At 53.8% G+C, this 14,007-nt stretch carries 8 protein-coding genes; 2 read left to right on the top strand and 6 right to left on the bottom strand.

Annotated elements, in window-relative coordinates:
• Positions 1 to 25: 25 nt before the first annotated feature.
• Positions 26 to 5,557, bottom strand: a complete 5,532-nt coding sequence (locus PW844_RS25760; RefSeq protein WP_299457897.1) for a glutamate synthase-related protein — start codon at positions 5,555 to 5,557, stop codon at positions 26 to 28.
• 907 nt (positions 5,558 to 6,464) lie between these two features.
• Here PW844_RS25760 and arcB point away from each other — a divergent pair.
• Both arcB and mtgA read left to right on the top strand, forming a co-directional pair.
• The gene (arcB, locus tag PW844_RS25755; RefSeq protein ID WP_299457896.1) at positions 6,465 to 8,810 is read left to right on the top strand and encodes an aerobic respiration two-component sensor histidine kinase ArcB; all 2,346 of its coding nucleotides are present in this window, start codon (positions 6,465 to 6,467) and stop codon (positions 8,808 to 8,810) included.
• An 886-nt stretch (positions 8,811 to 9,696) separates the two neighbouring features.
• Positions 9,697 to 10,419, top strand: coding sequence for a monofunctional biosynthetic peptidoglycan transglycosylase (gene mtgA / locus PW844_RS25750; RefSeq protein WP_299457894.1), 723 nt, complete (start codon positions 9,697 to 9,699; stop codon positions 10,417 to 10,419).
• Between the two features lie 5 nt (positions 10,420 to 10,424).
• On the opposite strand, the gene npr is transcribed toward mtgA, so the two are convergent.
• The 5 genes from npr to rpoN all read right to left on the bottom strand — a co-directional run bounded on the left by npr (position 10,425) and on the right by rpoN (position 13,999).
• Positions 10,425 to 10,697: a PTS phosphocarrier protein NPr gene (gene npr / locus PW844_RS25745; protein WP_013507653.1), complete on the bottom strand. Its 273-nt coding sequence runs from the start codon at positions 10,695 to 10,697 to the stop codon at positions 10,425 to 10,427.
• Complete coding sequence (gene rapZ, locus PW844_RS25740) at positions 10,694 to 11,548, bottom strand: RNase adapter RapZ (protein ID WP_084872149.1); 855 nt, start codon at positions 11,546 to 11,548, stop codon at positions 10,694 to 10,696. Before rapZ ends, npr begins: the two co-directional genes overlap by 4 nt.
• Positions 11,549 to 11,600: 52 nt before the next feature.
• A complete protein-coding gene (ptsN, locus tag PW844_RS25735) occupies positions 11,601 to 12,083 on the bottom strand; it encodes a PTS IIA-like nitrogen regulatory protein PtsN (protein ID WP_299458331.1) in 483 nt (160 codons plus the stop codon).
• Positions 12,084 to 12,256: 173 nt separating this feature from the next.
• Entirely contained in the window at positions 12,257 to 12,544 is a 288-nt protein-coding gene (gene hpf / locus PW844_RS25730; protein ID WP_013507656.1) for a ribosome hibernation promoting factor, read from the bottom strand.
• Positions 12,545 to 12,565: 21 nt separating this feature from the next.
• Complete coding sequence (rpoN, locus tag PW844_RS25725; RefSeq protein WP_084872155.1) at positions 12,566 to 13,999, bottom strand: RNA polymerase factor sigma-54; 1,434 nt, start codon at positions 13,997 to 13,999, stop codon at positions 12,566 to 12,568.
• Positions 14,000 to 14,007: the final 8 nt, after the last annotated feature.

Here is a 14,007-nt window from a genome sequence, read left to right as displayed (position 1 = left end):
ATACACAAATTCAATAGCTCAGCTATCAGGATAATTTTCCGACAGCCGCTGCGATTTCCGGCAACGCCGCGCGGGCGAACAGCTCTTCAAAATCAGGCAGATGACCCAGAACATCACGGTTGCGCGCGTCCTGATAGATGATCCAGCCATAGGTCGCCAGGCTATCCATTGAGCGGATATTACGTTGCGTCAGCGCCGCTTTGTAATCCGACATACGTTTGGAGGCGATCAGGCTTGCCAGTTCGTCATCGTTGTAGTTCTCGATAGCGGAGCGCGCATGACGTTGCAGCTTGCTCACCAGCGAGAAATCTTCTGTCATCAGCAGGTTACGCACCGCTTTCTCAACAGCCGGATCTTCCACCGAGGTTCCTTTTGGCAGCTTGCTCAGTGCCAGCTGCTGCGCGAAGCTCAGCACGGTGTAGTTGTTGAGCAGCACGAACATTTCCAGCGTATCGGTGGCACCGTAAGCCGGGACGGCACCATTAGCGATGGTTTTACCGGCACGCCAGGCCGCTTTAAACTTCGCAACCTGATGTGCAGCCAGCGACGTTGACAGCTCTTCCAGCAAATCTTTACGTGACTTGGCCTTCAGAATCTCACCGCCATCCTGATAGAGCAACAGCGAACGCGGCATGACATAGACAAAGTGGTGGCACTCAGTTTCCCAGTTCGCCAGCAGCCATGCGGCACGCGGCGAGTTGGTCGCTTCCAGATGCCAGTTCAGCATGGTCAGCACCGCTTGTTTGTGCACTTTCGCCATTTCGTCTTCATCGGCGATGGAGCCAAACAACACCGAGTCTCCGGCGGCGTGCGCAGCCAGCGACCCGTACGGATCGTACTGGTAAGCAAAGCCGCCGCTCATGCCGTTACCAAAGCCTTTACCGAAGGTGCCGAGGTTGAGAATGGCACCGTTGGTCATGTATTCACAGCAGAAGTCACCGACGCCTTCAACCACAGCGGTCGCGCCTGAGTTACGTACCGCGAAGCGGTCGCCCGCCTGGCCCTGTACAAACAGACGGCCACCGGTGGCGCCAAACAGCGCAAAGTTACCGATCAGCACGTTACCATCGCTGTCCTGTGCGCCGCCGCCTGGAGACATTACCACCAGTTCGCCGCCGCACTGACCTTTGCCGACGCCGTCGTTACAGGTGCCATAGTGTTTCATCTGCATGCCATCGTTGCAGAAGGCACCAAATGACTGTCCGGCAGAACCGGAGGTATGGATCTGTACGGTGGCCGGAGCCAGATAATGACGACCGCGATCGTCTTTAAACACTGCCGGGATGGCCGCTAATTGTTGCGCTGACAGCTCATGGTTCAGCATGCGTTCGATATCGATCGCCAGCTGGCCGCCCACGCTTTTGTTACGGTTGTTAAGGGTGATGCCTGCGCCCAGTTCAATGGCACGGCTGCCTTTGGCAACCAGTTGATCTTTCAGTTCTTCCACCCAGCCATCATCCAGGGAGAAATCTTTTTCCAGATACACCGGTTTGGCGATCTTCTGCTCCGGGACCACGGTCAGCATGGCGCGCAGGTCCAGCTTGCCGACTTCCAGCGGGTGATCCATCAGGTGCAGCAGGTCAGAACGGCCACGTGCTTCACGCAGTGAACGCAGACCGAGGCGTGCGAGGAACTCACGCACTTCCTGCGCCACGTTGATGAAGTACTGCGCCAGCTGACGCGGGTCACCATCAAAGGCTTCGGCGTTGGTGGTCAGACCGGCCGGGCATTTCACGTTACAGTTTTTCGCCATGACGCATTTCAGCATCATCAGCGCAGTGGTACCAAACTCGAAGCTGTCGCCACCGAGCAGGGCAGATTTGATCACGTCGCTACCGGTCTGCTGTGCACCGGAGCAACGCAGCTGGACTTTATCGCGCAGACCATTGGCACACAGCGCCTGATGGACTTCCGCGATGCCGATTTCAGCCACACGACCGGTATATTTCAGGCTGGTAACGGATGCCGCACCGGTACCACCGGTGTTACCGGCAACGTTGATGACATCCGCACCTGCTTTGGCTACGCCAACCGCGATGGTGCCGATACCTTCGGAGGACACCAGCTTAACGATGACGCGCACGCGTGCTGCTTTACAGTCGTGAATCAGCTGCGCCAGGTCTTCGATGGAATAGGTATCGTGATGTGGCGGCGGTGAAACCAGCTCCACACCCGGTGTACCACCACGAGCGGCCGCAATTTCTACCGTCACTTTCGGTGCCGGTAACTGGCCGCCTTCACCTGGTTTTGCCCCCTGGCCGATTTTAATCTCCAGCTCTTCCAGCATCGGATCGGCAAGGTAGGCCGCCCAGACGCCGAAGCGACCAGATGCCAGCTGTTTGATGCGTGAGGCACGGATGGTGCCGTGGCGTGAATAGTGTTCGCCACCTTCACCACAGTTACTCATGCCGCCAACCATGTTGGTGCCGTGAGCCACCGCTTCGTGTGCCGGTGCCACCAGCGCACCATGGCTCATCGCACCCGACGCGAAGGTACGGGTGATTTCGTGCGCTGGCTGAATCTCTTCCAGCGGCAGCGAAGGCAGGGCAGTAAACAGGCGTGACAGGTAGTCAGCAGCTTTGCCGTAAGCGGTGATGTGCAATGCGCTATTCACCACTTCGCTACTTTCGATCTCGTCGGCGAAACGGGTTTTCAGTGCGCGCGCCAGTGCTGCCAGACGCTCGCTTTCCGGTTTCAGGCCCGCGATGGCATCAACCAGACGCAGGGTAAACTGGTTCAGGCTGCCGTTAACCGCTTCACATTGCAGGCCGCGCGTTGCGAAACCGTTGTTGACCAGCGAATAGCGACCCAGTTTGCGGCCAAATTCGGCTTCGCTATCAACGTGGGTCAGGTCACACGGCAGCGCAAGGATATCGCGCAGCGCCGCCGGACGGCGTTTACGTTCGGCATACATCAGGCTGGAGAACTGACGATAATCCGGCGTGATGGCAAAGTTATCGATGACATCGTTCGGAATGCGTTCGAAGCTGCTGTCTTTAAAGGAGTCAGCTTTAATGCTGAAAGCGTTATCCAGTTTCGCCAGCGTCATCAGACGAATAAAATTATCCTCTTCGCGTGCTTTGTCAGCAAAGCGAATCGGCTGCTCCGTCATATCAATAAAGGTACGCACGGCGATGGTGCCGTAAGAGTGTCCTGCGCCTTCGGCACGTTCTTTAAACAGGCCGAGCAACGGCACTTCTGCCTCACCCTGAATTTTCAGCGAGCTTTGATGCCAGTCAACCGCCATCTGGGCGATAGCCGGGAAGCCCGCGCCACCGACCGGCGTTTTGATATTCGGGAAGTATTTTTTCAGCACCGGATCATTGGTATCGAGGAAGTTCGGCTCGAAGAACTCACCGCAGCTGTAGCTTTCCACGGTACACAGACCCACTTTGCCCATGGTTTTCATCAGCGCTTTTTCTGCGGCTTTGGCATAGCGTTTAAAGGCTTTGTTGCCTTCTTCGCCTTCGCCAAATTTCTCTTCGGCACGCATCTGCACGCCCAGCGGGTACACGGCGGATGCGCCGAAGCCCAGTGTGGCGGCGATATGGTGTGAAGAGATGCTCTGGCCGCTTTCCACCACCAGTGAAACATCCAGACGCAGACCTTCCTGCACCAGACGCTGGTTGATGGCAGACACCATCAGCAGCATCGGGATCGCTGCATGGGTCGAGGAGATATGGCGGTCAGTCAGTACCGCGATACCGCCCTGTTGACGGGCGAAATCCACCACCTGTTGTGCCAGGTCATCAATGGCTTTTTCCAGTGCCGCCGCGTTAGCCGCACGGCTGACGATATCTTTGCCGATAACCGGTTGGTACAGCATCTCAAAGCGCTGGTACGGAGCCACTTTCTGCTCGCGCAGACGCAGCATATCGAGGTGAGTCAGGATTGGGGTCGGCACCACAATCTGCTGGCCTTTGCTGCGGCCCAGATGCGGCTTGGCTCCCAGGGCCACGCGCAGCGTCATACCGTCCGCTTCACGGATGGAGTCGAGCGGTGGGTTGGTGACCTGAGCAAAGCGCTGCGAGAAGTAATGCGCCATACCACCTTCATGATCGGACAGGCCATTAATGGCATTGCCGTAACCCATGGCTGAAATTTTCTCAGCACCGGTTTGCAGCATCGGGTCCATCATGAATTTGAAGCTTTCCTGGTTGTAGTAGTAGGCGACAAAACGCTGATAGGTTTTGAGGTCTCCACTATAACGCAGCGGCGATCCGAGTTTCTCCGCCGGGATCTCCGGCAGATCTTGCAGGTCAATACGGGCTGCACTCAGCAGGGCCGGGTAGTCTTTCTCAGCGGCCAGCTTTTCCAGTGCTTCAACCGTGGTGAAGGAGCGTTTTTCACGGTGATCGTAATACAGCATACCGCCCGCTTCGATACGACCACGGCGCAGGACGCTTTCCGGCGGGAAGGCAATCTGGCCCGCTTCAGACATGGCACCGATATATTCTGCGGTCTCGACGGAACGCAGTGGACGCAGACCGAGACGGTCCAGACGCGCGCCAATCACTTCACCGTTACCAAAGATCAATGCTGCCGGGCCATCGTTCTTCTCTTCATACAGGGAGAAATATTCCAGCATGGCGCGCACTTCAGTTGAGAGCGAGGTGTCGTTCTCCCAGGCTGGCGGCATCATGGAAACCACGGCGTTGATCAGGTCAAGATTGTCTTCCATCAGGCGGCTGTGGATGCTCTGGTCCAGACGTGAGCTGTCTGACTGGCCGTTCGGACGAACGATCTTTTTACCACGCGCTAGCGCCAGTGCGGATTCGGCAATGCGGTTTTTACGGTCAGTGTTCAGTTCACCGTTATGGGCCATCAGGCGGAACGGCTGCGCCATGGTGGTGTGTGGGTCGGTGTTAGTCGAGAAACGAGTATGGAAAAACAGACCGCGAACATGGTGGTCCGGGTCGGTTAAATCTTTAAAATACGGAATGACTTCATTGGAGTTCAGGCGCGCTTTAAAGACCTGGGTGCGCGAGGAAAGCGACAGCGGGTAGAGACCGCCGAATTCGCTTTCAGTAAAGGCCTGAGCTTCAATGTCCAGCAGCGCACGATAGATGCGTTGCTCAAATTCGTTCTGGCTGGCGATGTCCTGCGGGGCAGCAAACACCCATTGCACAATCGGCAGCTGGAATTGCAGGGCAGCCGGGCGCGTTACGCTGCCGTCCAGCGGCATGTCGCGTTTTACCAGCACCGGGAAGTTATAGGCTGCCAGGGTTTCTTCGACCAGACGTTCGGCATTGGCGCGCAGTTCGCCATCTTTAGGCACAAAGAAGTTACCCACGCCAAAACGGCCGGCTTCCAGCGGCTGGCCCGTGATTTTGCGGAAGAAGTGCAGAGAAAGGTCGACGTTTACGCCAGCACCATCACCCACGCCTTCTGCCGACATCCCGCCACGGTGCGGCACTGTGCACAGTGCGCTGTGCGCCATTTGCAGGATCTCATGAGTCTGCTCGCCGTCCTTACGGGTAATGAAACCTACACCACAGCTATCACTGCCCGCTGTTGGATCATACAAGCCATAGGGATAAGGTTTTTGAGTGGACATTGAGGGTTCTCCTTAAACAAACTGCTTTGACATTACCTGCATTATTTCAAGCACAGAGCACTGCTGAGTCAGCTCACAGGCGCTGTATCAATTTCTACCCCGCCCGGTAATAAGCGGGCGTCGCAACACCGAGCAATTCCTCTCAAGACATAGTATGGACGTCCTTGGCGAGTTGCTCTTAAATCCGGGTCTCTTAACTGGAGATAACTTGCATCTAGAGGGAGTCTTCTTGCTGCATAGATATGCCGAGACACTGGCCCGACAGGAAAGCATCCAGCGGAGTTCCAACTTATCGGGAAAGCGTACTCAGGTCAAATTGCCAGCTTTATTGAGGGTAATCTGCTTTTTTGTTGGTTAACAATATGATTTTAATGAATTATTTAAGAAAAAAGTTGTCGATGTACCGGTTGGCAATCCCGCAAGAAGTGTGAGCCGTCTCACTGTGGTGCAGCCTTCAAATCTCTGCACCATGCTGGGGCTGGTGGTGTTTTCAGCATAAAATGCTGTTAAGGACACTTCGTGCACAGGATGTATCTGTTTTTCTTATGGCGTCATATTTGAATCAGGATGGGGGGTGTCATTAGTAAAATTAATCATGCTGGGCGTGCTTAAAACATCGCTTAAGTTGAATGGATATGCAAAAAGGAACAGCAACCATTGGACAATATGGCTGCCAGGGTACTGATTAGCACGGCGTGCTGAGAAATGGGCCGCAAAAGCGCGGCCCTCCAGATTATTCAGTTGGCAGAATTAGTCAAGCGCTTTACGCATAAACACTGTAACGTCGGCGAAATTGCGCTGCAATGCACCATTACGGGGCATAACAACAGCGATACGGCGCGGCCAGTCAGCGCGTATACCCAATAATTGCGCTATCATGAGCCAGATTTCGTTCAGGGAGTGGGTAATGAAACAGATTCGTCTTTTAGCGCAATACTACGTTGATTTGATGGTCAAACTGGGGCTGGTGCGATTTTCGCTGCTGCTGGCCTCGGCACTGGTGGTGCTGGCGATGGTGGTACAGATGGCCGTCACTATGGTGTTGCGTGGCCATGTCGAGAGCATCGATGTGGTGCGTTCGGTATTCTTTGGTCTGCTGATTACACCCTGGGCGGTCTATTTCCTCTCAGTGGTGGTTGATCAACTGGAAGAGTCGCGTCAGCGCCTCTCACGGCTGGTGGATAAGCTGGAAGAGATGCGCACCCGCGATCTTGAGCTGAATCAGCAGATGAAAGAAACCATTACTCAACTCAACCAGGAAATCGCTGACCGTATTAAAGCCGAGCAGGCGCGTGAGCAGGTGATGGATAAGCTGCGCGAAGAAATGGCGCGCCGTGAGCAGGCACAAATTGAACTTGAACAGCAATCCTCCTTCCTGCGCTCTTTCCTTGATGCTTCGCCGGACCTGGTGTTTTACCGCAATATCGATAAGCAATTCTCTGGCTGTAACCGCGCGATGGAGCTGCTCACCGGATTGAGTGAAAAGCAGCTCATTGGTCTGACGCCACGTGATATCTATGATGAAGATGCCGCCACCAAGGTGCTGGAAACCGATGAGAAGGTGTTCCGCCATAATGTGTCGCTGACTTATGAACAGTGGCTGCAATATCCCGATGGGCGCAAAGCCTGCTTCGAAATCCGTAAAGTCCCTTATTACGATCGCGTCGGGAAGCGCAGTGGCCTGATGGGCTTTGGCCGCGATATTACCGAGCGTAAGCGCTACCAGGACGCGCTGGAGAATGCCAGCCGTGAAAAGACCACCTTTATTTCCACCATCAGCCACGAGTTGCGTACCCCACTGAACGGGATTGTCGGGCTGAGCCGCATTCTGCTGGATACTGATCTGAATCAGGAGCAGCTTAAATACCTGAAAACCATCCATGTGTCGGCCATCACCCTCGGCAACATCTTTAATGATGTGATCGAGGTGGACAAGATTGAGCGGCGTAAAGTGCAGCTGGATAACCAGCCGCTCGATTTCACCGGTTTCCTGTCCGATCTGGAAAACCTCTCCGGCCTGCTGGCGCAGCCGAAAGGGCTGAAGTTCGTCATGTCACCTGAACTGCCGCTGCCACACAAAATTTGTGCCGATGGCACGCGCCTGCGACAGATCCTGTGGAACCTGATTGGCAATGCGGTGAAGTTCACCCAGCAGGGCGAAATCGTGGTGCGTGTCGCTTATGGTCAGGATGAAACCCTGCGTTTTGAGGTGGAAGACTCCGGCATGGGTATCCCGCAGGAGGAACAGGACAAAATCTTCGCCATGTATTATCAGGTGAAAGACCAGCATGGTGGCAAACCGGCAACGGGCACCGGTATCGGGCTGGCAGTGTCACGCCGCCTGGCACAGGCGATGGGCGGCGATATCAGCGTGCGTAGCGTGCAGGGGCAGGGTTCCTGCTTCATTGTCGAGATCAAGGCTCCACGCGTCGCGGAAGAGGTTGAGGATGACAACCTTGACGACAGCATGCCGCTGCCCGCGCTACATGTCCTGTTAGTGGAGGATATTGAGCTGAACGTGATCGTGGCACGTTCGGTGCTGGAGAAACTGGGTTGCAGCGTTGAAGTGGCGATGACCGGTACCGCAGCACTGGAGATGTTCGATCCCGAGGAGTTCGATCTGGTGCTGCTGGATATTCAGCTGCCGGACATGACAGGCCTTGACGTATCGCGCGCCATTCATCAGCGTCATGCGGGTGAGATATTGCCACCGCTGGTGGCACTGACTGCCAACGTGCTGAAAGACAAAAAAGAGTATCTGGATGCGGGCATGGATGAGGTGCTGAGTAAACCACTGGCGGTACCGGCGCTGACGGCGATGATTAAGAAGTTCTGGGATTATCAACCTGAAGCGGATACGCCGGTGGCAGCCCCTCAGGCCGAGGAGAAAACCCGTGCGCTGCTCGATGTGCCGATGCTGGAGCAATATATCGAGCTGGTGGGGCCAGGATTGATCACCCAGAGTCTGACGATGTTTGAAAAGATGATGCCGGGTTATCTTGATGTGCTGGATTCCAACATGATGGCGCGTGACCAGAAAGGCATTGCTGAAGAAGGGCATAAAATCAAAGGCGCAGCGGGTTCTGTTGGTCTGTTGCATCTGCAAAAGCTGGCGAAACAAATTCAGTCACCGGAGTTACCTGCATGGTGGGATAATGTTCAGGAATGGATTGATGAGTTAAAACAGGAATGGCGACACGACGTGAACGTATTACGTGAGTGGGTAGCCGCGCGGGAAAGTAACAAGCCTTAGAAAAAAATGACCCCAGTCGAAACTGGGGTGCGCGAATACTGCGCCAACACCAGGGAAATTGTCGCTGTTGCTATTATTTGAGGTCTATCCTGAGCAACAGCGTGGTATTGGTTAACGCTTCCAAAACACCTTAGCAAATTCGTCATCAGTTGTGACAAGATTCATTAAATTGTGTGATGTTGAGCAGCGTTTAAATACAGAAAACATTAATTTGATGACACAGTCAAGCAAGGAATCAATTTCTTTGCCTCATTGTGTTATTTTTGACCAAATGTTCTATTTTTGCTGTGATCATAACGTGCTGAAGCGGCAGAAAAACCCGACAAGCGCAGCGAAAGCCAGCTGGTGGCAAAATTTTTGTTTTTTTTCAGGTTAACCGACTGAAAAATGGTGCGAATATGGGAAGAGTGCCCGGGTTATCCAAAACGTTTTGGAAACCGTCGACAGAAAGTTCCGGTTTATGGTTTTAACCCTGTATGTAAACCAAATGTCATATAAAATGCTTTACCACAAATGGCGGAAGTCACAGAGTATCTGCTGCGAAATTACACATTTTTTTCATAATGCTTTCGTTAATCAATGAACATGCTCAAACGCTGAGAAGGCTTAATGTTAAGTATGGTGAATCATTTGGTGTGACTCATATCACATTCGGTTAATTGTCCATAACGAACTCTTCCGATGAGAGTTTGAACATGGAACCGATTCCTTAATAGCGGAAGTGATTGATGTATTTGGCTCTATTAAAGGAACGATAGTTGCGCAGGTAATGACTTTGTTTGATAAATCAACTGGTCACTGAGTAATTTTTAGCACCCGGGTGTCGCTGAGTGTTATCGTGACCGGAGTGATTGATTAATACAGGGAACAGGTAAGAGTAAATTTGATGAGTAAGAATAAAGGGAAACTTCGGCAACGTATTAAAGTGATAATGGCAAAATTCCTGCTCGCCTGGTTGGGTATTTGGCTGGCGGCAATTTTGTTGTTTTCTTTTTTGCCGGTACCTTTCTCCGCGGTGATGGTGCAACGACAGCTCGGGGCCTGGCTGAGCGGCAATTTTGATTACGTGGCGCATTCCGATTGGGTCAGTATGGATCAGATCTCTCCGTGGATGGCGCTGGCGGTGATTGCTTCTGAAGATCAAAAATTCCCGGTCCACTGGGGATTTGATGTGCAAGCGATCCAGTCGGTGCTCGATAACGAAGGGGATGAACGCATGCGAGGTGCGTCGACGCTTTCACAGCAGACCGCAAAAAATCTGTTCCTGTGGGATGGGCGCAGTTGGGTGCGAAAAGGTCTGGAAGCCGGGCTGACGGTGGGTATTGAAACCGTATGGACCAAGCGCCGGATTCTGACGGTCTATCTGAATATCGCGGAATTGGGCAATGGGGTATTCGGTGTGGAGGAGGCGTCACAACGTTATTTCCACAAACCCGCCAGCCGTCTGACGATGTCGGAAGCGGCTCTGCTGGCGGCAGTCCTGCCGAATCCGATCCGTTTCCGCGCCGACGCGCCTTCAGGCTATATTCGTCAACGCCAGCAATGGATCATGCGGCAGATGCGCCAGCTGGGTGGGGAAGGTTTTCTGAATCGCTACAAGTTGCACTGAGGCGATTAATCTTCGTCGAAACCCGCTTCAAACAATTCGATCACCGCAGCCAGTGCCTGAGTCTCTTCCGGTCCGCTGGCTTCGATCTCAATATGGCCCCCTTTAGCGGAATCCAGCATCAGCAGTGCGATTACGCTGCTGGCTTCGGCTTCCGTTCCGGCTTCATTGCGTAGTAGTACTTCAGCGTCGAAACTCTGCACCAGCTCAAACAGTTTCATGGCCGGGCGGGCATGCATCCCCAGCTTGTTACGAATCTCAACGGTCTGCTTCACGGTCATGATTTGCGTTTTTCCAGGGTGCGATGACGGGACTGCACATTTTTTCCACGTGAGCGGAAGTAATCGGCCAGCTGTTCGGCAATGTACACCGAACGGTGTTTACCCCCGGTACAGCCAATGGCGACAGTGAGGTAACTGCGATTATTGGTTTCCAGCATCGGCAGCCACAGCTCAAGGTAACTGCGCGTCTGGTAGATAAAGTTATGTACTTCGGTATGTCGATCGAGAAACGCCGCCACCGGACGATCGAGGCCGGTCATCGGACGCAGTTTCGGATCCCAGTGCGGGTTAGGCAGAAAACGAACATCAAAGACATAATCGGCATCGATTGGAATACCATGTTTGAAGCCAAAGGATTCAAACACCATGGTCAATTCACGTTCGCGTTTACCCAGCAGACGGGTCCGCAGCATCTCGGCCAGCTCATGCACCGACATCTCCGAGGTGTCGATAATCAGATCGGCGCGTGAACGCAGCGGCTCCAGCAGATCGCTTTCCTCATCAATGGCGCTCTCCAGTGACAGGTTTTTACTGGAAAGCGGATGCAGGCGGCGGGTATCGCTGTAGCGACGAATCAGCGTGTTGCGATCGGCATCTAGAAACAAAAGCTGCGGCGCAAAGGACTCCGGCAGATTATTGAGGGCAGTTTCAAAAATCTCCGGCGATTCGGGCATGTTCCGCACGTCAATACTGACGGCGGCTGAGATATTGCGTTCGGTTAACGTATTTGCCAGTTCGGGCAGCAGCACCACTGGCAGATTATCGACACAGTAGAATCCCATGTCCTCAAGCGCACGCAACGCGACTGATTTTCCTGAGCCTGACCGACCGCTAACGATCATCAGCACCATCACATTTCTCCCGTTTTAAACCGGCACCCTGGCCGGTAAAAGTGTCTGTCGCTTAAGGATGGTCGTCCTGTGCTTCTGTGATAATGGCATAGAGTTCTTCATCGTTCTGCGCTGCGCGCAGACGACGACAGACGGTTTTATCTGCCAGGCGTTTAGCCACCAGCGATAGCGTATGCAGATGGGTTTTACACTGGTCCGCCGGCACCAGCAGCGCAAACAGCAGGTCTACTGGCTGATTGTCGACCGCGTCAAAGGCGATCGGCTGATCGAGGCTGATAAACACACCTACGGCGCGCAGGGTGTCTTCCTCCAGCTTGCCATGCGGAATAGCAATGCCATTGCCAATACCGGTACTGCCCATGCGTTCACGGGTGAGGATTGCTTCGAAAAGCGTCTGGTGAGGCAGATTGAGCTGCTTAGCTGCCAGCTCGCTGATAATTTCCAGCGCACGTTTTTTACTCTGGCAGTGTACGCCGCTGCGGGTGCAGTCCAGCGTGAGGACCGAGCTCAATTCCAGTGTCAGATCGTTGTTCATCATCGTTTCACTTGCGAGTTCACATAGCCGCGAGGATCACCCACTTTAACCCGTTAGCGGGGAAAATGCAGGTTCTCCTGTTGGCGCTTGCGCAGATGACAAAACGGGGCGGTCAGCCCGCCCCATTCTGTGCTCTGAGTGCCGAACCGGTCAGCACTCTGCAAGCGTGAAGGTTAGTGTTTTTTCAGTTTGTCTTTATGTTTAGTCAACTGACGGGAAAGCTTGTCGATCAATCCGTCAATGGCCGCGTACATATCTTCCGCTTCCGATGTCGCGTGCAACTCCCCGCCGTTCACATGCAAGGTTGCATCAGCAATCTGCGTTACCTTCTCCACTTTCAGAACAATATAGACCTGATTGATACGATCAAAATAGTGTTCCAGTTTGGCAAATTTGCTATTTACAAATTCGCGCAGCGGTTCGGTAATCTCTACATTCAGTCCGGTAAGGTTTATCTGCATAGGTCTTCCTTCTCAATACATTCAAACCAGCTGTTTACGCTGATTCGAGGGCGGGATGGACAAAGACTCGCGATACTTAGCAACCGTACGGCGGGCCACCATGATGCCCTGTTCAGATAACATGGAGGTCAGTTTGCTGTCGCTCAAGGGTTTTGCGGGGTTTTCCGCAGAGATCAATTTTTTCACCAGCGCACGTATTGCCGTGGAAGAGGCTTCGCCACCGCCTTCGGTGTTCACATGGCTGGAGAAAAAATACTTCAGTTCAAAGATGCCACGCGGGCTATGTAAATACTTCTGCGTGGTGACGCGCGAAATCGTGGATTCATGCATATCCACGGCTGAGGCGATATCCGCCAGCACCATGGGGCGCATATACTCCTCGCCCTGCTCAAAGAACGCCTGCTGCTGCTCGACAATACAACGTGTCACTTTCAGCAGCGTGTCGTTGCGGCTCTCCAGGCTCTTAATCAGCCATCGGGCTTCCTGTAGGTTGCTGCGGATGAACTGGCTATCGCTGTCGTTACGCGCAGCTCCGCCCATCGCGGCATAATGCTGGTTGATTTTCAGACGTGGCACGCTGTCAGCATTCAGTTCGACCGTCCAGCGTGTGCCGGTTTTGCGTACCAGCACATCAGGAATGACATATTCCGGTTCGCTGGTATTCACCGACTGGCCCGGACGCGGATCGAGCGACTGAATCAGCAGCATGGCATCTTTCAACACATCTTCTTTCAGACGCGTCACCCGCATCAGACTGCGGAAATCATGATTGGCCAGCAGGTCGAGATGTTCACTGACGATGAGGCGCGCTTCGGCCAGCATCGGTATATCACTGGCATATTGTGAAAGCTGGACCAGCAGACAATCACGTAAATCACGTGCACCGACACCGACCGGGTCAAAACGCTGCACGCGTTTCAGTACCGCTTCCACTTCGTCCAGCGTCAGCTCCTCATCGCCAATGCTGTCGCAGATATCCTGCAACGTCACGGTGAGGTAGCCGGTATCGTCAATCGCATCCACAATCGAGGTCGCAATGGCACGGTCAGTATCAGTAAAGGGCGTCAGCTCGACCTGCCACATCAGGTAGTCCTGCAATGACTGCGTCGTCTCCCCCTGGTACACCGGCAATTCATCATCCTGATAATCGGTCCCGGTGCCTGAAGGCGTACCGGCGGTGTAGATCTCATCCCAGGTGGCGTCGAGCGGCAACTCTTCCGGCATATCCTTTTGTTCGAGTGCCTCTCGAGTATCGAGCGCTTCGCTCTCCTGATATTCCCGTGTGTCTACTTCTTCATGGAGATCTGATTGTTCAAGCAATGGATTGCTTTCCAGCGCCAGTTGTAATTCCTGCTGGAGTTCAAGCGTAGAGAGTTGCAGCAAGCGGATTGCCTGCTGCAGCTGGGGTGTCATCGCCAGCTGTTGGCTGAGCCTGAGTTGCAAACCTTGCTTCATAATCCGGA

Origin of the sequence: Pantoea sp. (assembly GCF_028283705.1) — a bacterium.
Classification (GTDB): Bacteria; Pseudomonadota; Gammaproteobacteria; order Enterobacterales; family Enterobacteriaceae; genus Pantoea.
The sequence above is the reverse complement of the archived record's forward strand: the minus strand, read 5'-3'. Positions and strand labels throughout refer to the sequence as shown.